29 protein-coding genes and 4 pseudogenes are annotated in these 26109 nt (G+C 36.7%); 27 read left to right on the top strand and 6 right to left on the bottom strand.

Annotated features, from left to right (window positions below):
* The first annotated feature begins 68 nt into the window (after positions 1-68).
* A pseudogene (locus ACU5DF_RS02240) lies at positions 69-474 on the top strand (GFA family protein).
* A 47-nt stretch (positions 475-521) separates the two neighbouring features.
* On the opposite strand, the gene ACU5DF_RS02235 reads toward ACU5DF_RS02240, so the two are convergent.
* Positions 522-1478 carry an IS110 family RNA-guided transposase gene (locus ACU5DF_RS02235; protein WP_446711595.1) on the bottom strand — a complete coding sequence of 319 codons (957 nt, stop codon included), beginning with the start codon at positions 1476-1478 and terminating at the stop codon, positions 522-524.
* Between the two features lie 375 nt (positions 1479-1853).
* Here ACU5DF_RS02235 and ACU5DF_RS02230 point away from each other — a divergent pair, with 375 nt between their 5' ends.
* The 4 genes from ACU5DF_RS02230 (at position 1854) to ACU5DF_RS02215 (ending at position 4552) form a co-directional block, all read left to right on the top strand.
* Positions 1854-2132 (top strand): type II toxin-antitoxin system RelE/ParE family toxin, encoded by a 279-nt coding sequence (locus tag ACU5DF_RS02230; RefSeq protein WP_012534781.1) that lies wholly within the window; start codon positions 1854-1856, stop codon positions 2130-2132.
* Entirely contained in the window at positions 2132-2425 is a 294-nt protein-coding gene (locus tag ACU5DF_RS02225) for a HigA family addiction module antitoxin (protein ID WP_012534787.1), read from the top strand. The genes ACU5DF_RS02230 and ACU5DF_RS02225 overlap by 1 nt, the downstream gene beginning before the upstream one ends.
* Positions 2426-2568: 143 nt before the next feature.
* Positions 2569-3099, top strand: coding sequence for a GNAT family N-acetyltransferase (locus ACU5DF_RS02220; RefSeq protein ID WP_446711613.1), 531 nt, complete (start codon positions 2569-2571; stop codon positions 3097-3099).
* A 769-nt stretch (positions 3100-3868) separates the two neighbouring features.
* Complete coding sequence (locus tag ACU5DF_RS02215) at positions 3869-4552, top strand: hypothetical protein (protein ID WP_446711612.1); 684 nt, start codon at positions 3869-3871, stop codon at positions 4550-4552.
* A gap of 6 nt (positions 4553-4558) precedes the next feature.
* Here ACU5DF_RS02215 and ACU5DF_RS02210 read toward each other — a convergent pair whose 3' ends face one another.
* Positions 4559-5515 (bottom strand): IS30 family transposase, encoded by a 957-nt coding sequence (locus tag ACU5DF_RS02210; RefSeq protein WP_446711606.1) that lies wholly within the window; start codon positions 5513-5515, stop codon positions 4559-4561.
* 304 nt (positions 5516-5819) lie between these two features.
* Here ACU5DF_RS02210 and ACU5DF_RS02205 point away from each other — a divergent pair.
* Both ACU5DF_RS02205 and ACU5DF_RS02200 read left to right on the top strand, forming a co-directional pair.
* Positions 5820-6998, top strand: a pseudogene (locus tag ACU5DF_RS02205) (IS3 family transposase).
* Between the two features lie 50 nt (positions 6999-7048).
* Complete coding sequence (locus ACU5DF_RS02200; protein ID WP_446711611.1) at positions 7049-7699, top strand: HNH endonuclease; 651 nt, start codon at positions 7049-7051, stop codon at positions 7697-7699.
* A 22-nt stretch (positions 7700-7721) separates the two neighbouring features.
* Here ACU5DF_RS02200 and ACU5DF_RS02195 read toward each other — a convergent pair whose 3' ends face one another.
* Complete coding sequence (locus tag ACU5DF_RS02195; protein WP_446711595.1) at positions 7722-8678, bottom strand: IS110 family RNA-guided transposase; 957 nt, start codon at positions 8676-8678, stop codon at positions 7722-7724.
* 514 nt (positions 8679-9192) lie between these two features.
* On the opposite strand from ACU5DF_RS02195, the gene ACU5DF_RS02190 reads away from it, so the two are divergent.
* The 7 genes and pseudogenes from ACU5DF_RS02190 to ACU5DF_RS02160 form a co-directional block, all read left to right on the top strand.
* Positions 9193-9987 carry a hypothetical protein gene (locus ACU5DF_RS02190; protein ID WP_446711610.1) on the top strand — a complete coding sequence of 265 codons (795 nt, stop codon included), beginning with the start codon at positions 9193-9195 and terminating at the stop codon, positions 9985-9987.
* On the top strand, positions 9977-10393 hold the full coding sequence (locus ACU5DF_RS02185; RefSeq protein WP_061030703.1) for a hypothetical protein: 417 nt from the start codon (positions 9977-9979) through the stop codon (positions 10391-10393). Before ACU5DF_RS02190 ends, ACU5DF_RS02185 begins: the two co-directional genes overlap by 11 nt.
* 141 nt (positions 10394-10534) lie before the next feature.
* Positions 10535-11071 carry a hypothetical protein gene (locus tag ACU5DF_RS02180; RefSeq protein ID WP_446711609.1) on the top strand — a complete coding sequence of 179 codons (537 nt, stop codon included), beginning with the start codon at positions 10535-10537 and terminating at the stop codon, positions 11069-11071.
* A gap of 230 nt (positions 11072-11301) precedes the next feature.
* Complete coding sequence (locus tag ACU5DF_RS02175) at positions 11302-11643, top strand: hypothetical protein (protein WP_446711608.1); 342 nt, start codon at positions 11302-11304, stop codon at positions 11641-11643.
* A gap of 237 nt (positions 11644-11880) precedes the next feature.
* On the top strand, positions 11881-12267 hold the full coding sequence (locus ACU5DF_RS02170) for a DUF6404 family protein (RefSeq protein WP_446711607.1): 387 nt from the start codon (positions 11881-11883) through the stop codon (positions 12265-12267).
* Positions 12268-12326: 59 nt separating this feature from the next.
* Positions 12327-13283 carry an IS30 family transposase gene (locus ACU5DF_RS02165; RefSeq protein ID WP_446711606.1) on the top strand — a complete coding sequence of 319 codons (957 nt, stop codon included), beginning with the start codon at positions 12327-12329 and terminating at the stop codon, positions 13281-13283.
* 1 nt (position 13284) lies between these two features.
* Positions 13285-13485: pseudogene (locus ACU5DF_RS02160) on the top strand (VOC family protein); the annotation flags it as partial.
* 37 nt (positions 13486-13522) lie between these two features.
* On the opposite strand, the gene ACU5DF_RS02155 reads toward ACU5DF_RS02160, so the two are convergent.
* Positions 13523-14479, bottom strand: a complete 957-nt coding sequence (locus tag ACU5DF_RS02155) for an IS110 family RNA-guided transposase (RefSeq protein ID WP_446711595.1) — start codon at positions 14477-14479, stop codon at positions 13523-13525.
* 514 nt (positions 14480-14993) lie between these two features.
* On the opposite strand from ACU5DF_RS02155, the gene ACU5DF_RS02150 reads away from it, so the two are divergent.
* From ACU5DF_RS02150 to ACU5DF_RS02120, 7 genes and pseudogenes are all read left to right on the top strand, one after another.
* Positions 14994-15788: a hypothetical protein gene (locus ACU5DF_RS02150; protein WP_446711610.1), complete on the top strand. Its 795-nt coding sequence runs from the start codon at positions 14994-14996 to the stop codon at positions 15786-15788.
* Complete coding sequence (locus ACU5DF_RS02145; protein WP_061030703.1) at positions 15778-16194, top strand: hypothetical protein; 417 nt, start codon at positions 15778-15780, stop codon at positions 16192-16194. Before ACU5DF_RS02150 ends, ACU5DF_RS02145 begins: the two co-directional genes overlap by 11 nt.
* 141 nt (positions 16195-16335) lie before the next feature.
* Positions 16336-16872: a hypothetical protein gene (locus tag ACU5DF_RS02140; protein ID WP_446711609.1), complete on the top strand. Its 537-nt coding sequence runs from the start codon at positions 16336-16338 to the stop codon at positions 16870-16872.
* Positions 16873-17102: 230 nt separating this feature from the next.
* Entirely contained in the window at positions 17103-17444 is a 342-nt protein-coding gene (locus ACU5DF_RS02135) for a hypothetical protein (protein WP_446711608.1), read from the top strand.
* A gap of 237 nt (positions 17445-17681) precedes the next feature.
* Positions 17682-18068, top strand: a complete 387-nt coding sequence (locus ACU5DF_RS02130) for a DUF6404 family protein (RefSeq protein WP_446711607.1) — start codon at positions 17682-17684, stop codon at positions 18066-18068.
* A gap of 59 nt (positions 18069-18127) precedes the next feature.
* Positions 18128-19084 carry an IS30 family transposase gene (locus ACU5DF_RS02125; protein WP_446711606.1) on the top strand — a complete coding sequence of 319 codons (957 nt, stop codon included), beginning with the start codon at positions 18128-18130 and terminating at the stop codon, positions 19082-19084.
* Between the two features lies 1 nt (position 19085).
* Positions 19086-19286: pseudogene (locus tag ACU5DF_RS02120) on the top strand (VOC family protein); the annotation flags it as partial.
* Positions 19287-19323: 37 nt separating this feature from the next.
* Here ACU5DF_RS02120 and ACU5DF_RS02115 read toward each other — a convergent pair.
* Complete coding sequence (locus ACU5DF_RS02115) at positions 19324-20280, bottom strand: IS110 family RNA-guided transposase (RefSeq protein ID WP_446711595.1); 957 nt, start codon at positions 20278-20280, stop codon at positions 19324-19326.
* A 383-nt stretch (positions 20281-20663) separates the two neighbouring features.
* On the opposite strand from ACU5DF_RS02115, the gene ACU5DF_RS02110 reads away from it, so the two are divergent.
* Entirely contained in the window at positions 20664-21203 is a 540-nt protein-coding gene (locus ACU5DF_RS02110) for a DUF6933 domain-containing protein (RefSeq protein ID WP_446711605.1), read from the top strand.
* Here ACU5DF_RS02110 and ACU5DF_RS02105 read toward each other — a convergent pair.
* A complete protein-coding gene (locus ACU5DF_RS02105; RefSeq protein ID WP_446711595.1) occupies positions 21200-22156 on the bottom strand; it encodes an IS110 family RNA-guided transposase in 957 nt (318 codons plus the stop codon). The genes ACU5DF_RS02110 and ACU5DF_RS02105 overlap by 4 nt on opposite strands.
* Positions 22157-22517: 361 nt before the next feature.
* On the opposite strand from ACU5DF_RS02105, the gene ACU5DF_RS02100 reads away from it, so the two are divergent.
* The 5 genes from ACU5DF_RS02100 to ACU5DF_RS02080 all read left to right on the top strand — a co-directional run bounded on the left by ACU5DF_RS02100 (position 22518) and on the right by ACU5DF_RS02080 (position 26075).
* Positions 22518-22940, top strand: a complete 423-nt coding sequence (locus ACU5DF_RS02100) for a GNAT family N-acetyltransferase (RefSeq protein ID WP_446711604.1) — start codon at positions 22518-22520, stop codon at positions 22938-22940.
* A gap of 196 nt (positions 22941-23136) precedes the next feature.
* A complete protein-coding gene (locus ACU5DF_RS02095) occupies positions 23137-23547 on the top strand; it encodes a VOC family protein (protein WP_446711603.1) in 411 nt (136 codons plus the stop codon).
* Positions 23548-23712: 165 nt separating this feature from the next.
* On the top strand, positions 23713-24162 hold the full coding sequence (locus ACU5DF_RS02090) for a GNAT family N-acetyltransferase (RefSeq protein WP_446712465.1): 450 nt from the start codon (positions 23713-23715) through the stop codon (positions 24160-24162).
* A gap of 706 nt (positions 24163-24868) precedes the next feature.
* Positions 24869-25456 carry a hypothetical protein gene (locus ACU5DF_RS02085; protein WP_446711602.1) on the top strand — a complete coding sequence of 196 codons (588 nt, stop codon included), beginning with the start codon at positions 24869-24871 and terminating at the stop codon, positions 25454-25456.
* A 142-nt stretch (positions 25457-25598) separates the two neighbouring features.
* The gene (locus ACU5DF_RS02080; RefSeq protein WP_446711601.1) at positions 25599-26075 is read left to right on the top strand and encodes an HAD family hydrolase; all 477 of its coding nucleotides are present in this window, start codon (positions 25599-25601) and stop codon (positions 26073-26075) included.
* Positions 26076-26109 lie beyond the last annotated feature (34 nt).

Below are 26109 nucleotides of genomic sequence, written 5' to 3'. Positions count from 1 at the left end.
GGTAAAATTCAGGTAAGTCTGTATCGTAGCAAACGTGTTATGCAGGCGTTATGCGCTTAGGAGGAAAAATGGAAATGTTAACTGGCTCATGTCTATGTGGAAAAATTGGAATTGAAGTCCCAGATGATTTTGATTATATGGGAAATTGTCATTGCTCTGAGTGCCGTAAATTTACTGGCTCAGACTACTCATCAGTTGGCGGGGTTTCATCGTCAAAATTTGCTTTTACAAAAGGTGAGGAGTTTGTTTCCATTTACTCTAAAAGTGAGGAAACGGAACTAGCATTTTGTAAGTGTTGCGGTTCAAGCTTATTTTCTAGAAAAATCACCGGTGGTAAACATAATATCCGTTTAGGTATTCTGGACAGCACACCAACGCATAAACCTAACTTTCATATCTTTTGTTGCTTCAAAAGCATCTTGGTTTGATATTAATGATGGTCTTAAGCAATTCGATAAAGGTCCAGTAAAATAGTGGGCAACTGATAGAGCGCGCATAACAAACGACTATGGTGTCAATAACTAAATGTTAGCGTGGTTTTTATCCCACATGACACCATCTCGTATCATTGAATTGAGTATGACAACCATCTTTCTAACACAGGCAATAATAGCGAGTTTTTTGGGTTTTCCTTCAGCGACGAGGCGATTGTAAGTCGACTTAAAAACGGGGTTACATTGCATTGCTGACATCATGGCCATATAGAGAACCGTCCGCACTTGCTTCCGGCCTCCTTTGATTTTTCGGTGACCTTTGTAGCGGCCACTGTCCCTATTCATAGGAGCTACTCCAACCAAAGCAGACGCTTTTTTATTACTAATACTTCCAAGCTCTGGGAGATTACTTATTAGCGATGCAGCGGCAACTTTGCCTATGCCAGGAACGCTCTGAAGGATGTCATTTTTATGCTTATATTCATCGCAAGACTCAATAAGTTTAATGATTTTTTCTTCTATTTTTTGGATTTGATTCTTAAAGGCCGTAAGGATTGGTTTAATGGTCATCGCTAGTTCTTTAGGGAGTATTTGAAGGCGATTCTTTTCCATAGTTTGCATGGATAATAATTGATTTCTACGAATGACTAAGTCGCTCATTAGCCTTATGTTTTCAGGCTTTAGAGTTGACAGTGGGGGGGCAATTCTTTCCGAGTACAAGGCAATTAATTGGGCGTCTAATTTATCTGTTTTGGCTATTTGTCCAATAGCGCCAGCAAATCGTCTTACATGAATAGGATTAGCAACAACGTATGGAAGCTTAGCTTTTGAGCAAGCAAGAACGAAGGGAACTTCAAGTCTGCCTGTTGCCTCAATAACGATACGTTCTGGCTGATGCTTTTTAATGGTTACTATGGCTTCTTTGATGCCTTTAGCGTCATTAGAAACAGAAAAGAATAGACCTATAGGTCTGATGAAAATGTCTAGTTGAGTTTTACCGGTATCAACACCGACATTGATGCTTTGAAATGTAGGATTATTCATAATAAGCTTACTCTTGTTTGCTATAATACGGGTTCGAGACCCAGTCGACTATTCGAGTGTAGGCTTGGAGTTTATACAGCGTTCGCGTTTGTTATCGGTCTCTCGATAGAGGATCCATGCATCAACCGAACTACTGTATAAATCAACTTTAGTTGCAGCTAAAGTCTGGGTCTCACTTTACCCTAATTGAGTGTTTATTATCCATACAAATGCATCAACACGATTTGCTACACTCGGCGTTGTCAGTTTGCCTTTAGTTTCAGTGATTAAGGTAGTAAAATTCAGCTAAGTCTGTATCGTAGCAAACGTGTTATGCAGGCGTTATATTTTTTATTGAAACTTGCGTCATAATGCGCAGCGCGCTACACTCTTCGTATGATTAAAACATTTAAGCACAAAGGTCTTAAAAAGTTTTTTGAGACTGGCAGTAAAGCGGGCATTCAAGCGAAACATGATCGCAAATTGAGAATGCAATTAGCCGCGATAGATACTGCAACCATTATTGATGATGTTGATTTGCCGGGCTTCAAGCTTCATCCTCTGAAAGGGGATAGAGATGGAATTTGGTCAATTACAGTAAATGGTAACTGGCGTGTTACTTTCGAGTTTGTCGATGGTAATGCTTACATTTTAAATTACGAGGATTACCATTAATGGCTATGTACAATCCCCCACATCCAGGTGAGTTTATCCATGACGTTTATATGGAACCATTTGGCTATAGTTGTCGCTTTGTTGCTAAACAACTTGATGTTGCGGCTTCAACTCTAAATCGAGTGATAAAGGGTAAGAGTTCAATTTCACCTGAAATGGCATTACGTCTTTCCAAATCATTAGGTCGTACGCCTGAAAGTTGGTTAACAATGCAAGATAATTACGATCTATGGCAAGCAAAACAAAACGTGAATTTAGCTAAAGTGCACACGATCAATTTTGCTATGGCGTAGTAAAATATAACAATCGCATCAACACGATTTACTACACTCGGCATCTCAGGTTGTCGGGTGTTTCTCGTTTTAAGGCGTCAATATTGAGTATAATTGCATAGTAGTAAACGTGTTATGCAGGCGTTATAAGCAAGGAGCAGTATATGGAAAGTAAACGAATCAAACTTGAGCCGCCTTCAATGGAAGGTGCCAATTCAATGCTGGAAGCCATACTTGAAAGTGAGCGTGAATTACGTGATTTCCTTCCTTGGGTTGATTTTGCATTAACTGAGTCAGGATCAATCTCAAATACTCAAAAGGCAATAGACAGTTTCAATAGTTTTACCGATGAACTTCGTTACTCAATAGTTCGAAAGTCAGACGGGTATTTTCTTGGTGTAATTAGTCTAATGATTAGAGATAAATCGGTGCCAGCATTTGAAATTGGTTATTGGTTGAGAACTTCAGTCACAGGTGAGGGTTATATATCTGAAGCGTTGGTTTTACTTGAAAGTTATGCATTTAATGAGCTTGGAGCAAATAGGGTAGCAATTACAGCGGCATCAAAAAATAAGAAAAGTTGTGCAGTTGCAGAGCGTGGCGGTTATCAGTTCGAGGGCAAACTTTTAAATGCTCGTCGTCTAGTTTCAGGTGAGCTGGATAGCACAATGGTTTACGCAAAAACTTGCTTATAACAAATGCATCAACACGATTTGCTACACTCGGCGTTGTCAGTTTGCCTTTAGTTTCTGTGATTAAGGAGTTAAAATTCAGCTAGGTCTGCATAGTAGCAAACGTGTTATGCAGGCGTTATACGAACTCTGAGAATGCAGTTTTTTGGTTCAGTTCAGCGATTGAACCATTAGTTTTTAGGTGTGAAAGTAGGGTGGTTTTCCTTTTTCTTTGTTACCTTTTGGTGTTCGTTTCATCAGGTTCGGCATTGAACTATTATTGTTCCAAATTCAGGCGTTTCAGAAACTAATTTACGCTTCAATTGTTCTTTGGTTATGCCTCATTTTAGTCTGCACCAGTGTTTTGCTCTTAGCATTTTCAATCCCAATTGTGGTTAGGATATTTGGTTTATCAGTTCCAAACTGGCTGAAACCAAATCGTTCAAATGGTGTAAGAAAAAGGGATTGTTTTGTTTCACAGTTATTGCCGTTGAAATGATATTTTGCTCGCTTAATTGAACTAGTCTAATTAAAATCGTTTTACAGTAAATCTTGGTAAATCAATTCTTTACCAAGTTAATCGGAGCGAAAACAAGGCTCGTATAACAAAGCAATCAACACGATGCTATTTACATTCGGCATTCGCGGTTTGGAGTATAATTGGTTTTGTAAGTCAGTCTTTCGCACGTGTTATTGCGGCGTTATGCAGAAAGAATAATTCAGTTGATCTAGGTCGTGGTAATTAATTATTTTATGGAATACAATTCTGAAATTAAACATTGAGGTCGTTCCTGTGAAAAAATTATTATTACCTTTATTCCTTCTTAGCATGACTGGCTGTACTACTATCAAGTACGGTGCAGATACAGTAGAGAATCATTATTCTTTACCAGAACTTGATCAAGTTACCACGTCATATGTTGGTGACCACATGATCGAACAAGGTGTAGCAATAACAATGAAATACCTTTCTGTAGGGAATACTATCGACGGTGCAGCATATGACATTCCAAAAGGTGAATATGTACAAATCGGTCATCATAAAGATGTAGAGTACTTCGCAATTTCGTCAAAGAATAATACTAGAGTGAATTTTATTGCAGGTTTGTTTGAACCTCCAATCGCTCTATCTCTAGAGAATGACAGGGTATGTGTTACTACAGTTTCTTATCAACCAGCTCAATGCTATAAAAACGATAATGCTAAAATCTCCAATAAAACAGTGCACTCCGGTAGCTCTTTTAAACAGACTTTGATTTACAACGGTTCTGTCGGCGACAAAATCAACATTTCTTATAGAGAATTTTCTAGTGGTATGGCTCGTGACGCATTTACCAATAATGTTGAGTATGATATGAAAAAATCTAATATTATCAACTATAAAGGTGCTGTGATTGAAGTTAAAGATTATGATAATAGTTCGATTCAGTTTGTAGTCAAAAAACATTTTAGAGACAATTTTGCAGTTACAAACTAGTACTAGCTAGATCGTAACAATAACCGACACACGCTTACCGCTTAAAAACTCACTCGGACTCAGAAAATTTAATGCCTTTCTAGGTCTCGAATTAATCAAAAACTCTGCCTGTTTAACCTCTTTTGCAGCAAGTTCTCCAATGGCCATTCCCTTTGGGAAAAAACGCCTTAGTAAACCATTGGTATTTTCATTCAAACCTCGTTGCCAGGAATGGTAAGGTTTAGCAAAATAAATTTCACAGTTCAGATGCTTAGCTATCTTAGCATGACCTGCAAACTCTCCGCCATTATCAAATGTGATTGTTTTGCAAAGCTCTTTAAAGGGCTTCATCATGCGATTTATCCCACGAGTGACTGCTTTTTTAGACTTGCTACGTACTTTGCAAGTAACTAATAGCTTAGATACTCGCTCTACCATAGTGACTAAATACCCATCTTGACCATAAACAGTATCACCTTCCCAGTGGCCAATTTCTGAGTTATCGTCAACAATAGCAGGCCGGAGAGAGATATCAGCACGGTTGGGAATTAGTCTTGCTCCAGCTTCTACACCTTTACGCTGTTTGTATTTTTTACCTTTTCGAGCAAGCATTCTTTGCCAATGCTCTCTTTTAACTACATTGTAAATAGTACTGCAACATATTGTATTTTCTATTTTTTCTTTATGCATTCGTCCAGATATTTGCTCTGGGCTCCAACCAAGTTGTAGGTATATTTGAATTATTTTCTTATTCTTTTGGCCACACTTTGTGTGCTTAATTGAAAGTGTTCTTTTTTGAAAAGCATGTTTATGCGCTTGCTCGGCAGAATAACTTCCAACAGGACAGCGTCGTAATTCCCTTGAAATGGAGCCATTGCTCCGTTTTAATTTTTGTCCTATTTCCCGAGCAGAAATACTATGTGTATTCCAAGCTTCAATCTGGTATCTTTCACTTAGTGTCAGTTGCTTATATTGGTGTCCCATGTGGTTACCTTAGTTGATTGTGTGAGAGCTTGAAGCTTATAGGCAACTGACTCTCTAATCTATACCAAAGTGTGTCGGTTATTCTTGGGATCTAGGCTACAACAGCTGCATAACAAAGCAATCAACACGATTTACTACATTCGGCATTGCAGGTTTTCCTTTAGTTTCAGTGATTAAGGCGGTAAAATTCGACGAAGTCTATGTTGTAGTAAACGTGTTATTGCGGCGTTATGTAGTGGCATAGTGAATTTGGCCACCTAATTAGAAATGATATAATCATTTCAGAATTAAATAGGTGTACATAATGACAAAACGTCCAAGAAAGAACTATAGCGCAACATACAAGTTAGAAGCCGCTCAGTTAGTCATTGAGCAAGGATACTCAATTACTGAAGCTTCCCAGGTTATGAACGTAAGTAAATCCGCGATGACTAAGTGGGTTCAGCAGCTAAAAGATGAGTTAAGTGGAGTGATGCCAGCGGCATCTCCCATCACTCCCGAACAAATAGAAATTCGCGAGTTAAAAAAGAAACTTGCTCGTCTCGAGGAGCATAATGAAATACTAAAAAAGGCTACGGCTCTGTTGATGTCAGACTCACTGAACAATTCGCATTAATAGATAAACTCAGGCAGAGCCACAGTATAAGCATTCTTTGTGAAACCTTTGGTATTCATCGGAGTAGTTATAAGTATTGGAAGGCAAAACCAAGAAATATTGACGGTGAATTATTAGAGCTATACTCAGAAGTTAAAGAAGTACATCGCATTAGTAATGGCTCTGCTGGGGCGAGAAGTATAGCAAAAATGGTATCCCAAAGAGGGATACCACTTAGCCGCTATCGTGCGACTAAGTTAATGAAATTGCTTAATTTAGTAAGCACGCAAATTACCGAAGCATAATTATAAGAAAGCGGATCATGAGAGTATTATTGCCCCTAATTTATTGAAACGACAATTTGACGTTAAGCAACCAAATCAAATTTGGTGTGGTGATGTCACTTACATTTGGATTGGTACAAGGTGGGCTTATTTAGCTGTTGTTATTGACCTATTTTCACGAAAACCGATTGGTTGGTCATTGTCACTTTCACCTGATAGTAACCTTACAGCGAAAGCACTTTCAATAGCGTATGAATTACGAGGAAAACCATCAAATGTCATGTTCCATAGCGATCAAGGTTGCCACTATACAAGTTTAAAGTTCAGGCAAAAATTATGGCAATATCAAATAACTCAAAGCATGAGTCGTCGTGGTAATTGCTGGGATAATAGTCCAATGGAAAGATTCTTTAGAAGTTTAAAAAGTGAATGGGTTCCTAAGAATGGATATAAAAGTTTTGCTGAAGCAAAACATTCAATAACCAAATATATAATTGGTTACTTCAGTAATATCAGGCCTCATCAGCACAATGATGGATTACCACCTAACCTTGCAGAGCAACAATATTGGTTAGAATATAAAACGGTGGCCAGTTTTACTTGACCACTACATTATGTGGTGCCGTGTGATACTTGGTAATAACAGGAGGGGTTATGAACGAAAGTTTTAGTTTTACACGTACAAAAAGAGTTCGCGATGAAAAGCCGACCTACACTTATACTCGTCTTCAAGATGGAGTACGTGTTAAACGTGTGTATGATGGTTGTACTACCATAGAACGTGAGTTTTTAATCGGAGAACATTTCGTAACTAAAACAGGCAAATCTGTGGTTATGACTAATGTATACTGGACTCCTCATGATTCAGCTGGTTGCTATATTAAGACTACTGGCAATCCAGTAAGTCTCCAAAAGCAGATAGATGATATCTATTTTTCTATGCTTGATGATATCGACTTAAATACCGGTTTGTTAGATCCTGAAAGTATCTATATTGAGGGCGCATCACAGCAAGTATGGGTTAATCGCTATGAACGTGATTCACGTGCTCGTAAAAAGTGTTTAGATAAATTTGGTTATACATGCCAAATATGTAATTTCGACTTTGTTAAAAAGTACGGCTTACATGGTCAAGATTTTATAGAAGTTCATCATATAAAACCTCTACATACGCTTGGAAAAGGGTATAGAGTTAATCCTGAAATAGATTTGATCCCAGTATGTTCAAACTGTCATTCAATGCTTCATCGAGGAGGAAAAAACTTAAAAGTGGAGGATTTGAAATCTTTAATAAAAACCACATAACAAACGACTATGGTGTCAATAACTAAATGTTAGCGTGGTTTTTATCCCACATGACACCATCTCGTATCATTGAATTGAGTATGACAACCATCTTTCTAACACAGGCAATAATAGCGAGTTTTTTGGGTTTTCCTTCAGCGACGAGGCGATTGTAAGTCGACTTAAAAACGGGGTTACATTGCATTGCTGACATCATGGCCATATAGAGAACCGTCCGCACTTGCTTCCGGCCTCCTTTGATTTTTCGGTGACCTTTGTAGCGGCCACTGTCCCTATTCATAGGAGCTACTCCAACCAAAGCAGACGCTTTTTTATTACTAATACTTCCAAGCTCTGGGAGATTACTTATTAGCGATGCAGCGGCAACTTTGCCTATGCCAGGAACGCTCTGAAGGATGTCATTTTTATGCTTATATTCATCGCAAGACTCAATAAGTTTAATGATTTTTTCTTCTATTTTTTGGATTTGATTCTTAAAGGCCGTAAGGATTGGTTTAATGGTCATCGCTAGTTCTTTAGGGAGTATTTGAAGGCGATTCTTTTCCATAGTTTGCATGGATAATAATTGATTTCTACGAATGACTAAGTCGCTCATTAGCCTTATGTTTTCAGGCTTTAGAGTTGACAGTGGGGGGGCAATTCTTTCCGAGTACAAGGCAATTAATTGGGCGTCTAATTTATCTGTTTTGGCTATTTGTCCAATAGCGCCAGCAAATCGTCTTACATGAATAGGATTAGCAACAACGTATGGAAGCTTAGCTTTTGAGCAAGCAAGAACGAAGGGAACTTCAAGTCTGCCTGTTGCCTCAATAACGATACGTTCTGGCTGATGCTTTTTAATGGTTACTATGGCTTCTTTGATGCCTTTAGCGTCATTAGAAACAGAAAAGAATAGACCTATAGGTCTGATGAAAATGTCTAGTTGAGTTTTACCGGTATCAACACCGACATTGATGCTTTGAAATGTAGGATTATTCATAATAAGCTTACTCTTGTTTGCTATAATACGGGTTCGAGACCCAGTCGACTATTCGAGTGTAGGCTTGGAGTTTATACAGCGTTCGCGTTTGTTATCGGTCTCTCGATAGAGGATCCATGCATCAACCGAACTACTGTATAAATCAACTTTAGTTGCAGCTAAAGTCTGGGTCTCACTTTACCCTAATTGAGTGTTTATTATCCATACAAATGCATCAACACGATTTGCTACACTCGCCGTTGTCAGTTTGCCTTTAGTTTCAGTGATTAAGGCGTTAAAATTCAGCTAGGTCTGTATCGTAGCAAACGTGTTATGCAGGCGTTAACCCTCTCTCGAATACTGTATGAATAATCAGCTTATTTAAATTGTGGTTATTGTTTATAATAGATAATTATTTGTTTATCTTAGAGAAAGTAAAATGCTAAAAATGGAGGCAGCACAAGAAAATAACAATGTCTGCATAAAAATTGATTTTGAACGTAATTCTGAAAATCCTCAAAGAGTGTTCAACTCGATGAGTCATCTAATATCTTCGATTGAAGAATTTCATTCATGTTTATTAAGTTCTGTTTCTGCCGAAACAAAATCTAAATTTTTGCTTTCTGATATTAATGAAGGCTCAATTAAATCTTGGTTATGCCCAGAAGTTGATGGCAATGTTGATGATAATCAAAAAACACGTTTAAGTAGCTTTCTTAATTATTGTACAGATTTAGTTATTAATTTTATTGGAGAGCGGAACACTATCCATTCAATAGAAGAATTAGAAGCACTAGAAGGTGATATTGCAAAAGCAGCTAATGAATTCGATGTGGAAGTTTTTCCTAATGTATTTTCACTTGATCGACATCGTTTATTGAAAGGGTATACAGAATTATCAAAATCAACAACGGAGCTTAATGATGTTGATCAGGTATTCTTCAACTCGAAAGGGCAATCAAGTAAAGTAAATAAACAATTTAAATTAACTGTTGATGACGTAGATGCACTCTTAATCGAAAAGATAGAAAAAAATACAACAAAAGAAACCTTAGTTATAAAAAAGGCGGATTTCATTGGTAAATCAATGTGGGATTTTATCAAGAAAAAATCGACCATATCAGCAAGAATTACGGATGAAAACTGGTTAGAAAAATTTCACTCTAGAACAGAAACAGTAGCACCAGGAAATGGTTTATTATGTGACTTGGTAACTACTGCATATTTTGATAAAAAAGATAATCTAATTGATACAAAATATGAAGTTATTAAAGTTCATAAGAAAGTGGAAGTAAATACTGTTCAGCAAGAGATTAAATATGAGCGATAAATCATCATATACAAATGCTCGTATTATTTTACTTTCTGAGTATTTATTCATATTTTTACCATTTGTGGTTATTGGCATTATTAAAATATATACCTCAGATTTGGATTCTTTTTTTAAAGCCGCAGATTGGAGTTTTGCAGCATCAATATTGTTTGGGCAAGTGTTGGTCAAGCTTGTTTCCGGCTCTGTTATTCATCAAAAAGCGAAGTGGCAAAGAGTTGTACTATTGTTTTCATTAGTTTTAGTCCTTGGCTTGGTGCCATGCTTAATTACACTAGCCTTGATACTAATAGATAATGGAGCATCATTGTTTTTAGTGTATTTACAAACAACTCTTTTTTGTATAGCAACGATAGTTTTCTTTTGGTTAGGTTCAGCATCGCATGTGATGTTAGAAGAAGGTTAACAATCGCATCAACACGATTTGCTACATTCGGCATTCTAGGTTTCTTTGAGTTTACCGTGTTAAGTGGTAAATTTGAGCTTAATTTGCATGGTAGCAAACGTGTTATGCAGGCGTTATGTGCAAAAAATATGGAAAGTTAACATGCTAAGTTCATTGTTTATTTATGTAGAACAAAGACAGATTTTATATTCTGGGCGATTGGAAGTATCAAAGCAAGCGGCCAAAAAGTTATTTTCAAGAATTGGTACTGGTTATTATACAAAGGAAGAAGAAAGAACAGTTATCTTTGTATTGAAAAATAATAATTATATTGATGGATACGGTAAGGAGTTAAGGTTTATTCCAGGTAAAAATTACAAACCTAATGAATTACCGAAACATTTGAGAATAACTTTTATATCAATAGCATTATTATTCTTTTTATATGGTGTATACGGAGTTTACGTGAATGGGTTGTATATACCGGGTAAGAGAAGTGATGGTGTTTTACTAAAAGATGAATCTGCGTTGATTATGCTTGGGGCTTTTATTTGTTTTGGCTTATCTCTAATTTCGATAGTGGTTGATCACTATGACAAAAGAGACAATGAATATAATTACCAGCTAGTTTTGAGAACACTAACTTCTTTTAGCTGGGTACTTGGTGTTTGTGCAATAATGTGGAATATGTCTACATAAGCACATAACAAAGCAATCAACACGATGCTATTTACATTCGGCATTCGCGGTTTAGAGTATAATTGGTTTTGTTAGTCGGTCTTTCGCACGTGTTATTGCGGCGTTATGGCATTTGATTGTTTAAAGGTGAGTATTCTATATCTTAATCATGAAGCTAAATTTCTAAAATGTTGGCAATTGTGTTTGTATTTATAATATCATTGCCAATTACTTAACTATTGGTTTTAATTATGAATCGAGTATTTTCTTCAGTCTCAATTTTTTTGGCTGTTTTCTGTTTAAATTTTACTGCCCAAGCTAATTCTATGCTGTCTAATCCTTGTTCTTTCCCTTTGAACAGCCCTAATTACGAGAATTGCAAGGATAAAGCCATCAGTGATTCTTTTAATTATGAACAGTCGATATGGACAATGGATAAAGAAGCTCCATTTTTAATTCTTATGGATGATACTCGTTATCCAGAGGATCCTGAATGGCAGTCAATGGATATCTCAGATAAGGTTAAGAATGAAAGTCGAAATAAATGTGCATTATCAAATAAAAACGATTGTATTATCTTCGATAAAGATTAGTTCTTAACCCGCCTTAAGAACTGCCATAACAATCGCATCAACACGATTTGCTACATTCGGCATTCTAGGTTTCTTTGAGTTTACCGTGTTAAGTGGTAAGTTTGAGTTTAATCTGCATGGTAGCAAACGTGTTATGCAGGCGTTATGGTGCTGAATAATCCTTCAATAATCGATGGTGATATCACAATTCGTGATTTAATTCTGATGTAAAGTAACACCAAATTGTTGAGGTGCTTTATGGAAAAGTTCGAATTTATTCAATTATATTTAAAAGAGAAAGGGGTAAGAACTCAACTTACAAAGCCTTTTATATTCTCATTATCAAAATTGACTAAGAAAAATTTAAAGCCTCAGGTATTTGAACTACCTTTAAAATTGTTTTTTCTACAAGCAGTATTTGGTTCGATTACATGGGGTTTGTTGATGTGGTTATTTTTTTGGCCGTTTTACGATATTACGATTTATCAGTTGTACGGTGCTTTATTTTATGGCGTTACTACAGGTTTTATATTAGCTCTTGAAGTGAAAAGGACTCAAAAAAGGTTAAATTTAAATAACTGGGAGCAATGGTTGGAAGAAAAACACTTCCTAGATCCCAAGAATAACCGACACACTTTGGTATAGATTAGAGAGTCAGTTGCCTATAAGCTTCAAGCTCTCACACAATCAACTAAGGTAACCACATGGGACACCAATATAAGCAACTGACACTAAGTGAAAGATACCAGATTGAAGCTTGGAATACACATAGTATTTCTGCTCGGGAAATAGGACAAAAATTAAAACGGAGCAATGGCTCCATTTCAAGGGAATTACGACGCTGTCCTGTTGGAAGTTATTCTGCCGAGCAAGCGCATAAACATGCTTTTCAAAAAAGAACACTTTCAATTAAGCACACAAAGTGTGGCCAAAAGAATAAGAAAATAATTCAAATATACCTACAACTTGGTTGGAGCCCAGAGCAAATATCTGGACGAATGCATAAAGAAAAAATAGAAAATACAATATGTTGCAGTACTATTTACAATGTAGTTAAAAGAGAGCATTGGCAAAGAATGCTTGCTCGAAAAGGTAAAAAATACAAACAGCGTAAAGGTGTAGAAGCTGGAGCAAGACTAATTCCCAACCGTGCTGATATCTCTCTCCGGCCTGCTATTGTTGACGATAACTCAGAAATTGGCCACTGGGAAGGTGATACTGTTTATGGTCAAGATGGGTATTTAGTCACTATGGTAGAGCGAGTATCTAAGCTATTAGTTACTTGCAAAGTACGTAGCAAGTCTAAAAAAGCAGTCACTCGTGGGATAAATCGCATGATGAAGCCCTTTAAAGAACTTTGCAAAACAATCACATTTGATAATGGCGGAGAGTTTGCAGGTCATGCTAAGATAGCTAAGCATCTGAACTGTGAAATTTATTTTGCTAAACCTTACCATTCCTGGCAACGAGGTTTGAATGAAAATACCAATGGTTTACTAAGGCGTTTTTTCCCAAAGGGAATGGCCATTGGAGAACTTGCTGCAAAAGAGGTTAAACAGGCAGAGTTTTTGATTAATTCGAGACCTAGAAAGGCATTAAATTTTCTGAGTCCGAGTGAGTTTTTAAGCGGTAAGCGTGTGTCGGTTATTGTTACGATCTAGCAAATCAGTTGGCAATCAAGCTGGCGGTCGTGTTTTCTTATTTCTTCAAACTAATGATTTCTGGCGTGACTATGAGTTTATGAAAGCTCAAGGCGTCGAGTTTACTGAAGACCCAAGAGTTGAAGAATACGGCACAGTTGTTGTATTTAAAGACTTATACGGAACAAAATGGGACTTATTGCAGTTAAATCAAGCTAACTAAGTCTGTAGCATATAACAAACGACTATGGTGTCAATAACTAAATGTTAGCGTGGTTTTTATCCCACATGACACCATCTCGTATCATTGAATTGAGTATGACAACCATCTTTCTAACACAGGCAATAATAGCGAGTTTTTTGGGTTTTCCTTCAGCGACGAGGCGATTGTAAGTCGACTTAAAAACGGGGTTACATTGCATTGCTGACATCATGGCCATATAGAGAACCGTCCGCACTTGCTTCCGGCCTCCTTTGATTTTTCGGTGACCTTTGTAGCGGCCACTGTCCCTATTCATAGGAGCTACTCCAACCAAAGCAGACGCTTTTTTATTACTAATACTTCCAAGCTCTGGGAGATTACTTATTAGCGATGCAGCGGCAACTTTGCCTATGCCAGGAACGCTCTGAAGGATGTCATTTTTATGCTTATATTCATCGCAAGACTCAATAAGTTTAATGATTTTTTCTTCTATTTTTTGGATTTGATTCTTAAAGGCCGTAAGGATTGGTTTAATGGTCATCGCTAGTTCTTTAGGGAGTATTTGAAGGCGATTCTTTTCCATAGTTTGCATGGATAATAATTGATTTCTACGAATGACTAAGTCGCTCATTAGCCTTATGTTTTCAGGCTTTAGAGTTGACAGTGGGGGGGCAATTCTTTCCGAGTACAAGGCAATTAATTGGGCGTCTAATTTATCTGTTTTGGCTATTTGTCCAATAGCGCCAGCAAATCGTCTTACATGAATAGGATTAGCAACAACGTATGGAAGCTTAGCTTTTGAGCAAGCAAGAACGAAGGGAACTTCAAGTCTGCCTGTTGCCTCAATAACGATACGTTCTGGCTGATGCTTTTTAATGGTTACTATGGCTTCTTTGATGCCTTTAGCGTCATTAGAAACAGAAAAGAATAGACCTATAGGTCTGATGAAAATGTCTAGTTGAGTTTTACCGGTATCAACACCGACATTGATGCTTTGAAATGTAGGATTATTCATAATAAGCTTACTCTTGTTTGCTATAATACGGGTTCGAGACCCAGTCGACTATTCGAGTGTAGGCTTGGAGTTTATACAGCGTTCGCGTTTGTTATCGGTCTCTCGATAGAGGATCCATGCATCAACCGAACTACTGTATAAATCAACTTTAGTTGCAGCTAAAGTCTGGGTCTCACTTTACCCTAATTGAGTGTTTATTATCCATACAAATGCATCAACACGATTTGCTACACTCGCCGTTGTCAGTTTGCCTTTAGTTTCAGTGATTAAGGCGTTAAAATTCAGCTAGGTCTGTATCGTAGCAAACGTGTTATGCAGGCGTTAACCCTCTCTCGAATACTGTATGAATAATCAGCTTATTTAAATTGTGGTTATTGTTTATAATAGATAATTATTTGTTTATCTTAGAGAAAGTAAAATGCTAAAAATGGAGGCAGCACAAGAAAATAACAATGTCTGCATAAAAATTGATTTTGAACGTAATTCTGAAAATCCTCAAAGAGTGTTCAACTCGATGAGTCATCTAATATCTTCGATTGAAGAATTTCATTCATGTTTATTAAGTTCTGTTTCTGCCGAAACAAAATCTAAATTTTTGCTTTCTGATATTAATGAAGGCTCAATTAAATCTTGGTTATGCCCAGAAGTTGATGGCAATGTTGATGATAATCAAAAAACACGTTTAAGTAGCTTTCTTAATTATTGTACAGATTTAGTTATTAATTTTATTGGAGAGCGGAACACTATCCATTCAATAGAAGAATTAGAAGCACTAGAAGGTGATATTGCAAAAGCAGCTAATGAATTCGATGTGGAAGTTTTTCCTAATGTATTTTCACTTGATCGACATCGTTTATTGAAAGGGTATACAGAATTATCAAAATCAACAACGGAGCTTAATGATGTTGATCAGGTATTCTTCAACTCGAAAGGGCAATCAAGTAAAGTAAATAAACAATTTAAATTAACTGTTGATGACGTAGATGCACTCTTAATCGAAAAGATAGAAAAAAATACAACAAAAGAAACCTTAGTTATAAAAAAGGCGGATTTCATTGGTAAATCAATGTGGGATTTTATCAAGAAAAAATCGACCATATCAGCAAGAATTACGGATGAAAACTGGTTAGAAAAATTTCACTCTAGAACAGAAACAGTAGCACCAGGAAATGGTTTATTATGTGACTTGGTAACTACTGCATATTTTGATAAAAAAGATAATCTAATTGATACAAAATATGAAGTTATTAAAGTTCATAAGAAAGTGGAAGTAAATACTGTTCAGCAAGAGATTAAATATGAGCGATAAATCATCATATACAAATGCTCGTATTATTTTACTTTCTGAGTATTTATTCATATTTTTACCATTTGTGGTTATTGGCATTATTAAAATATATACCTCAGATTTGGATTCTTTTTTTAAAGCCGCAGATTGGAGTTTTGCAGCATCAATATTGTTTGGGCAAGTGTTGGTCAAGCTTGTTTCCGGCTCTGTTATTCATCAAAAAGCGAAGTGGCAAAGAGTTGTACTATTGTTTTCATTAGTTTTAGTCCTTGGCTTGGTGCCATGCTTAATTACACTAGCCTTGATACTAATAGATAATGGAGCATCATTGTTTTTAGTGTATTTACAAACAACTCTTTTTTGTATAGCAACGATAGTTTTCTTTTGGTTAGGTTCAGCATCGCATGTGATGTTAGAAGAAGGTTAACAATCGCATCAACACGATTTGCTACATTCGGCATTCTAGGTTTCTTTGAGTTTACCGTGTTAAGTGGTAAATTTGAGCTTAATTTGCATGGTAGCAAACGTGTTATGCAGGCGTTATGTGCAAAAAATATGGAAAGTTAACATGCTAAGTTCATTGTTTATTTATGTAGAACAAAGACAGATTTTATATTCTGGGCGATTGGAAGTATCAAAGCAAGCGGCCAAAAAGTTATTTTCAAGAATTGGTACTGGTTATTATACAAAGGAAGAAGAAAGAACAGTTATCTTTGTATTGAAAAATAATAATTATATTGATGGATACGGTAAGGAGTTAAGGTTTATTCCAGGTAAAAATTACAAACCTAATGAATTACCGAAACATTTGAGAATAACTTTTATATCAATAGCATTATTATTCTTTTTATATGGTGTATACGGAGTTTACGTGAATGGGTTGTATATACCGGGTAAGAGAAGTGATGGTGTTTTACTAAAAGATGAATCTGCGTTGATTATGCTTGGGGCTTTTATTTGTTTTGGCTTATCTCTAATTTCGATAGTGGTTGATCACTATGACAAAAGAGACAATGAATATAATTACCAGCTAGTTTTGAGAACACTAACTTCTTTTAGCTGGGTACTTGGTGTTTGTGCAATAATGTGGAATATGTCTACATAAGCACATAACAAAGCAATCAACACGATGCTATTTACATTCGGCATTCGCGGTTTAGAGTATAATTGGTTTTGTTAGTCGGTCTTTCGCACGTGTTATTGCGGCGTTATGGCATTTGATTGTTTAAAGGTGAGTATTCTATATCTTAATCATGAAGCTAAATTTCTAAAATGTTGGCAATTGTGTTTGTATTTATAATATCATTGCCAATTACTTAACTATTGGTTTTAATTATGAATCGAGTATTTTCTTCAGTCTCAATTTTTTTGGCTGTTTTCTGTTTAAATTTTACTGCCCAAGCTAATTCTATGCTGTCTAATCCTTGTTCTTTCCCTTTGAACAGCCCTAATTACGAGAATTGCAAGGATAAAGCCATCAGTGATTCTTTTAATTATGAACAGTCGATATGGACAATGGATAAAGAAGCTCCATTTTTAATTCTTATGGATGATACTCGTTATCCAGAGGATCCTGAATGGCAGTCAATGGATATCTCAGATAAGGTTAAGAATGAAAGTCGAAATAAATGTGCATTATCAAATAAAAACGATTGTATTATCTTCGATAAAGATTAGTTCTTAACCCGCCTTAAGAACTGCCATAACAATCGCATCAACACGATTTGCTACATTCGGCATTCTAGGTTTCTTTGAGTTTACCGTGTTAAGTGGTAAGTTTGAGTTTAATCTGCATGGTAGCAAACGTGTTATGCAGGCGTTATGGTGCTGAATAATCCTTCAATAATCGATGGTGATATCACAATTCGTGATTTAATTCTGATGTAAAGTAACACCAAATTGTTGAGGTGCTTTATGGAAAAGTTCGAATTTATTCAATTATATTTAAAAGAGAAAGGGGTAAGAACTCAACTTACAAAGCCTTTTATATTCTCATTATCAAAATTGACTAAGAAAAATTTAAAGCCTCAGGTATTTGAACTACCTTTAAAATTGTTTTTTCTACAAGCAGTATTTGGTTCGATTACATGGGGTTTGTTGATGTGGTTATTTTTTTGGCCGTTTTACGATATTACGATTTATCAGTTGTACGGTGCTTTATTTTATGGCGTTACTACAGGTTTTATATTAGCTCTTGAAGTGAAAAGGACTCAAAAAAGGTTAAATTTAAATAACTGGGAGCAATGGTTGGAAGAAAAACACTTCCTAGATCCCAAGAATAACCGACACACTTTGGTATAGATTAGAGAGTCAGTTGCCTATAAGCTTCAAGCTCTCACACAATCAACTAAGGTAACCACATGGGACACCAATATAAGCAACTGACACTAAGTGAAAGATACCAGATTGAAGCTTGGAATACACATAGTATTTCTGCTCGGGAAATAGGACAAAAATTAAAACGGAGCAATGGCTCCATTTCAAGGGAATTACGACGCTGTCCTGTTGGAAGTTATTCTGCCGAGCAAGCGCATAAACATGCTTTTCAAAAAAGAACACTTTCAATTAAGCACACAAAGTGTGGCCAAAAGAATAAGAAAATAATTCAAATATACCTACAACTTGGTTGGAGCCCAGAGCAAATATCTGGACGAATGCATAAAGAAAAAATAGAAAATACAATATGTTGCAGTACTATTTACAATGTAGTTAAAAGAGAGCATTGGCAAAGAATGCTTGCTCGAAAAGGTAAAAAATACAAACAGCGTAAAGGTGTAGAAGCTGGAGCAAGACTAATTCCCAACCGTGCTGATATCTCTCTCCGGCCTGCTATTGTTGACGATAACTCAGAAATTGGCCACTGGGAAGGTGATACTGTTTATGGTCAAGATGGGTATTTAGTCACTATGGTAGAGCGAGTATCTAAGCTATTAGTTACTTGCAAAGTACGTAGCAAGTCTAAAAAAGCAGTCACTCGTGGGATAAATCGCATGATGAAGCCCTTTAAAGAACTTTGCAAAACAATCACATTTGATAATGGCGGAGAGTTTGCAGGTCATGCTAAGATAGCTAAGCATCTGAACTGTGAAATTTATTTTGCTAAACCTTACCATTCCTGGCAACGAGGTTTGAATGAAAATACCAATGGTTTACTAAGGCGTTTTTTCCCAAAGGGAATGGCCATTGGAGAACTTGCTGCAAAAGAGGTTAAACAGGCAGAGTTTTTGATTAATTCGAGACCTAGAAAGGCATTAAATTTTCTGAGTCCGAGTGAGTTTTTAAGCGGTAAGCGTGTGTCGGTTATTGTTACGATCTAGCAAATCAGTTGGCAATCAAGCTGGCGGTCGTGTTTTCTTATTTCTTCAAACTAATGATTTCTGGCGTGACTATGAGTTTATGAAAGCTCAAGGCGTCGAGTTTACTGAAGACCCAAGAGTTGAAGAATACGGCACAGTTGTTGTATTTAAAGACTTATACGGAACAAAATGGGACTTATTGCAGTTAAATCAAGCTAACTAAGTCTGTAGCATATAACAAACGACTATGGTGTCAATAACTAAATGTTAGCGTGGTTTTTATCCCACATGACACCATCTCGTATCATTGAATTGAGTATGACAACCATCTTTCTAACACAGGCAATAATAGCGAGTTTTTTGGGTTTTCCTTCAGCGACGAGGCGATTGTAAGTCGACTTAAAAACGGGGTTACATTGCATTGCTGACATCATGGCCATATAGAGAACCGTCCGCACTTGCTTCCGGCCTCCTTTGATTTTTCGGTGACCTTTGTAGCGGCCACTGTCCCTATTCATAGGAGCTACTCCAACCAAAGCAGACGCTTTTTTATTACTAATACTTCCAAGCTCTGGGAGATTACTTATTAGCGATGCAGCGGCAACTTTGCCTATGCCAGGAACGCTCTGAAGGATGTCATTTTTATGCTTATATTCATCGCAAGACTCAATAAGTTTAATGATTTTTTCTTCTATTTTTTGGATTTGATTCTTAAAGGCCGTAAGGATTGGTTTAATGGTCATCGCTAGTTCTTTAGGGAGTATTTGAAGGCGATTCTTTTCCATAGTTTGCATGGATAATAATTGATTTCTACGAATGACTAAGTCGCTCATTAGCCTTATGTTTTCAGGCTTTAGAGTTGACAGTGGGGGGGCAATTCTTTCCGAGTACAAGGCAATTAATTGGGCGTCTAATTTATCTGTTTTGGCTATTTGTCCAATAGCGCCAGCAAATCGTCTTACATGAATAGGATTAGCAACAACGTATGGAAGCTTAGCTTTTGAGCAAGCAAGAACGAAGGGAACTTCAAGTCTGCCTGTTGCCTCAATAACGATACGTTCTGGCTGATGCTTTTTAATGGTTACTATGGCTTCTTTGATGCCTTTAGCGTCATTAGAAACAGAAAAGAATAGACCTATAGGTCTGATGAAAATGTCTAGTTGAGTTTTACCGGTATCAACACCGACATTGATGCTTTGAAATGTAGGATTATTCATAATAAGCTTACTCTTGTTTGCTATAATACGGGTTCGAGACCCAGTCGACTATTCGAGTGTAGGCTTGGAGTTTATACAGCGTTCGCGTTTGTTATCGGTCTCTCGATAGAGGATCCATGCATCAACCGAACTACTGTATAAATCAACTTTAGTTGCAGCTAAAGTCTGGGTCTCACTTTACCCTAATTGAGTGTTTATTATCCATACAAATGCATCAACACGATTTGCTACACTCGGCGTTGTCAGTTTGCCTTTAGTTTCAGTGATTAAGGCGTTAAAATTCAGCTAGGTCTGTATCGTAGCAAACGTGTTATGCAGGCGTTATGTTGCAATTTGTGTTCAAATAGATATTCATTAAGTCATGATAATTAGAGAAAATTAATATGTATCAATTACGCTGTACTCAGAAAGCCCAAGACCTTATCGAATTAGACCCTTGTGAGTTGTCTGAGGTTACAGATGAATCCCATGTGCTAGGTAATTGGTACATGCATACTTTTATTCAAGACGAACGTAACTGTTTATTTTTCTTAGAAGAAAGTACATTTATGTCTTTTATCTTAGTTGATTTTAAAAAAGTAGATACAGGAAATATCAACGAAATATTTAAAAATGGATTACTTCAATTGTTAGAGTCAGAGGGTATACCTTTAGATATTTTGTCTTCTTTTCAAAATGCTCCAGCAAGCGTCCAATTCACTAAAACAGTGGGCAATAAATTACTTGCTCGAGTGAATAATAAGGTGACGAAATATAAAGAATCAGTATGTAGAAATGGTGGTTTAGGGGAATGTGATTTGTTGGACGTTGCAGCTCAAATTAATAGGGAACCTCAAAAAGAGTTTAAGTGGGCGTTTTCGGCTGAAGTTTTTCATGAGCTGTTAGGTAGCAACATAACAAACGACTATGGTGTCAATAACTAAATGTTAGCGTGGTTTTTATCCCACATGACACCATCTCGTATCATTGAATTGAGTATGACAACCATCTTTCTAACACAGGCAATAATAGCGAGTTTTTTGGGTTTTCCTTCAGCGACGAGGCGATTGTAAGTCGACTTAAAAACGGGGTTACATTGCATTGCTGACATCATGGCCATATAGAGAACCGTCCGCACTTGCTTCCGGCCTCCTTTGATTTTTCGGTGACCTTTGTAGCGGCCACTGTCCCTATTCATAGGAGCTACTCCAACCAAAGCAGACGCTTTTTTATTACTAATACTTCCAAGCTCTGGGAGATTACTTATTAGCGATGCAGCGGCAACTTTGCCTATGCCAGGAACGCTCTGAAGGATGTCATTTTTATGCTTATATTCATCGCAAGACTCAATAAGTTTAATGATTTTTTCTTCTATTTTTTGGATTTGATTCTTAAAGGCCGTAAGGATTGGTTTAATGGTCATCGCTAGTTCTTTAGGGAGTATTTGAAGGCGATTCTTTTCCATAGTTTGCATGGATAATAATTGATTTCTACGAATGACTAAGTCGCTCATTAGCCTTATGTTTTCAGGCTTTAGAGTTGACAGTGGGGGGGCAATTCTTTCCGAGTACAAGGCAATTAATTGGGCGTCTAATTTATCTGTTTTGGCTATTTGTCCAATAGCGCCAGCAAATCGTCTTACATGAATAGGATTAGCAACAACGTATGGAAGCTTAGCTTTTGAGCAAGCAAGAACGAAGGGAACTTCAAGTCTGCCTGTTGCCTCAATAACGATACGTTCTGGCTGATGCTTTTTAATGGTTACTATGGCTTCTTTGATGCCTTTAGCGTCATTAGAAACAGAAAAGAATAGACCTATAGGTCTGATGAAAATGTCTAGTTGAGTTTTACCGGTATCAACACCGACATTGATGCTTTGAAATGTAGGATTATTCATAATAAGCTTACTCTTGTTTGCTATAATACGGGTTCGAGACCCAGTCGACTATTCGAGTGTAGGCTTGGAGTTTATACAGCGTTCGCGTTTGTTATCGGTCTCTCGATAGAGGATCCATGCATCAACCGAACTACTGTATAAATCAACTTTAGTTGCAGCTAAAGTCTGGGTCTCACTTTACCCTAATTGAGTGTTTATTATCCATACAAATGCATCAACACGATTTACTACATTCGGCATGCTAGATTGTCTTTAGTATCAGTGATTAAGGCGTTAAAATTCAGCTAAGTCTGCATAGTAGTAAACGTGTTATGCAGGCGTTATGTGTTTTTACGGAAATGATAGGTTTAATGGAGTAATTATGGTTTTAATTCAAACGGTTGAAAGTAACTCAACGTATTTAACTGAATTGTATCAATGGTTTGAAAGTGAGTGGGATGATGTTGAACCACTAGCTACAACAAAAGATGGAAAAGTAATCCCAAATCCTATTATTGCCTTAGAAAATGGTGAATTAATTGGTGGTTTAGTTTTTACTCGTTTTCTATCTCCAATTACTCAAGAGCAGGCAGTTTGGATTAATGCTGTCTTTATTAAACCTGAAAATCGTAAGCAAGGAATTAGCTCACAATTGATTAATCATGCTGAAAAAATGGTTAGTGAAATTGCTGAACCAGAGTTGCTGGTTTTTACTCATATTCCTGCATTGTATTCAAATCTAAAATGGACAGTAATTGAAACGGTCGATGATCATTTCGTACTTAAAAGTTCATTGGTTCAATAAGAACACACATAACAATCGCATCAACACGATTTGCTACACTCGGCGTTGTTAGTTTGCCTTTAGTTTCAGTGATTAAGGCAGTAAAATTCAGCTAAGCCTGTATCGTAGCAAACGTGTTATGCAGGCGTTATATGCAAAAATGAGTTTATGAGCTAAATAGGGTAGAATTCTATTTTTGAACTGTAGTGAGCCACAAATGAATAAGCCCATCGAGCAAAGAATTGGTAACATCGCCTTAGTTGTTGAAAATTATGATGATGCAATTGAATTTTATACTAAAAAACTTCAATTTGAACTGGTCGAAGATACGGATTTAGGCGGTGGTAAGCGCTGGGTTCAAATATCTCCACCTAATTCAACGGGTACAAATTTACTATTGGCTCAAGCAAGTAATGATGACCAATTAAAATCAGTTGGCAATCAAGCTGGCGGTCGTGTTTTCTTATTTCTTCAAACTAATGATTTCTGGCGTGACTATGATTTTATGAAAGCTCAAGGTGTCGAGTTTACTGAAGAGCCACGTGTTGAAGAATACGGCACAGTTGTTGTATTTAAAGACTTATACGGTACAAAATGGGACTTATTGCAGTTAAATCAAGCTAACTAAGTCTGTAGCATATAACAAATGCATCAACACGATTTGCTACATTCGGCATTCTAGGTTTCTTTGAGTTCACCGTGTTAAGTGGTAAATTTTGGCTTAATCTGCATGGCAGCAAACGTGTTATGCAGGCGTTAAATGTTTCTTGGGCTCTAAGAGGAAAGTGGCTTGATTGAATTTAAAATAATATCATCTGAATCAGTGCCAATGACGTTATTGCTTGAAGCTGATCCGTCTGAAATTGCTATCAAAAAATACTTAGCGGATTCAGCTTGTTTTGGTGCGTTTGATGGTGATGAAATTATTGGTGTTTGCGTTAGTAAGTCATTGAATATTTCTACTTCTGAAATTTTTAATATAGCAATAGATCCTGAATATCAGCAGAAAGGTATTGGTTCAAAACTACTCCAATTTGTATTAAAAGAATTAACTACGATTGGTTATAGTAAAGTTGAGCTTGGGACTGGTAGTTTTGGGTATCAATTATCGTTTTATCAACGTCACGATTTCAGAGTCGATTCCATTTTAAAGGATTTCTTCCTCGACAATTATGATAATGAGATATTTGAGAATGGAATTCAGCACAAGGACATGTTGCGTTTAGTTTGCAGGCTTCGTTGAGTCACATTTAACAATCGCATCAACACGATTTGCTACATTCGGCATTCTAGATTGTCTTTGGGTTTACCGAGTTAAGTGGTAAATTTAGCCTTTATCTGCATAGTAGCAAACGTGTTATGCAGGCGTTATACGAACTCTGAGAATGCAGTTTTTTGGTTCAGTTCAGCGATTGAGCCATTAGCTTTTTAGGTGTGAAAGTAGGGTGGTTTATCTTTTTCTTTGTTGCCTTTTGGTGTTCGTTTTATAGGTTCGGCATTGAACTATTATTGCCCCAAATTCAGGCGTTTCAGAAACTAATCCACGCTTCAATTGTTCTTTGGTTATGCCTCATTTTGGCCTGCATCAGTGTTTTTCTCTCAGCATTTTCAATCCCAATTGTGGTTAGGATATTTGGTTTATCAGTTCCAAACTGGCTGAAACCAAATCGTTCAAATGGTGTAAGAAAAAGGATTGTTTCGTTTCACAGTTATTGTTGTTGATTGGATATTTTGCTCGCTTAATTGAGCCAGTCTAATTAAACTCAGTTTACAGCAAGTCTTGGTAAATCAGTTCTTTACCAAGTTAATTGGAGCGAAAGCAAGGCTCGTATAACAAAGCAATCAACACGATGCTATTTACATTCGGCATTCGCGGTTTGAAGTGTAATTGGTTTTGTTAGTCGGTCTTTCGCACGTGTTATTGCGGCGTTATGCGATTGGAGAATTAATTGAGTACAGAAAACGTAAAAACATATTTTAAGCAGCACCCTTTGTTGGTCGTGACAGCATCAACTCTGGTGTGTGCTGCGATTGGCTTTGGCCTTGAATATGCATTATTGAATAAGTTTGGCTTAAATATTGGTACTTTTGCTTCGGTAGAGTATTTTTTACTCGCAGGCATTACGTCTCCCGAAGTTATAATCGTTTTTATAGCACTGGCTGTTGGTGGTTTTTTTAGACTTAGGATTATAGAGAAAACAGCATCTAAGAGAACAAAAAATAAGTGGTACTATGTATTATTACCTGACATTACTGCCGTAATAATTGTGGGTGCTACAATATTTTGGATTTTTAATATAGCAGAACAAAAATATGCAAAAATTGTAGATAATCCAACTGAATTTGCTTCAATAACTTTGAGGTCTGAGGGCGCTAAATTAATAACAGAAGAAAACGACCTTAGCTTAATCACAGCGACAGATACATTCATGTTGTTTTATCAGCATTCTACAGAAAGTGTGTTTGCAGCTCCAATAGAGAACATTTTGTATGTAAATCTTACTCATAAAAATAAAGTGAGTGATGCCTCAGAGTAATCGCATAACAAATGCATCAACACGATTTGCTACACTCGGCGTTGTCAGTTTGCCTTTAGTTTCAGTGATTAAGGCGCTAAAATTCAGCTAGGTCTGTATAGTAGCAAACGTGTTATGCAGGCGTTATATGCAAGGAGGCATTATGAAAAAAGCTTATCTGTTCGATTGGGGTGACACTTTAATGGTCGACTTTCCAAATACTCTAGGAAAAATGTGTGATTGGGAAACAGTTCAGGCCGTAGATGGTGCTTCTGAAATGTTAGCTTCGTTATCCCAAAAAGGACATTTACTTTATGTTGCAACTGGTGCTGATGATTCCAGTGTTCAGGATATTGAATTGGCATTTGAACGAGTCGGGTTGTCTCAATTCATTTCAGGCTATTTCTGTAAATCAAATCTTGGTTTATCAAAAAACAGTTCTGAATTTTATCAAAGAATAGCGAATAAGTTAGGTGTTGAACCTAGTCAACTTACAATGGTTGGTGATTCACTTGAAAAAGACGTTATTTCAGCGATTGAGGCTGGTTTAAATGCGGTTTGGTTTAACTATCGAGGTTTGGAAAAAGAAAGTCACTCCAATTTTAGAACGATCTCTCAGCTTCATGAGTTAAGCATATAACAATCGCATCAACACGATTTGCTACATTCGGCAT

It is taken from the genome of Aliivibrio wodanis (assembly GCF_052920805.1).
Note: the sequence above shows the minus strand (reverse complement) of the source record. Positions and strands in the feature narration are given on the sequence as shown.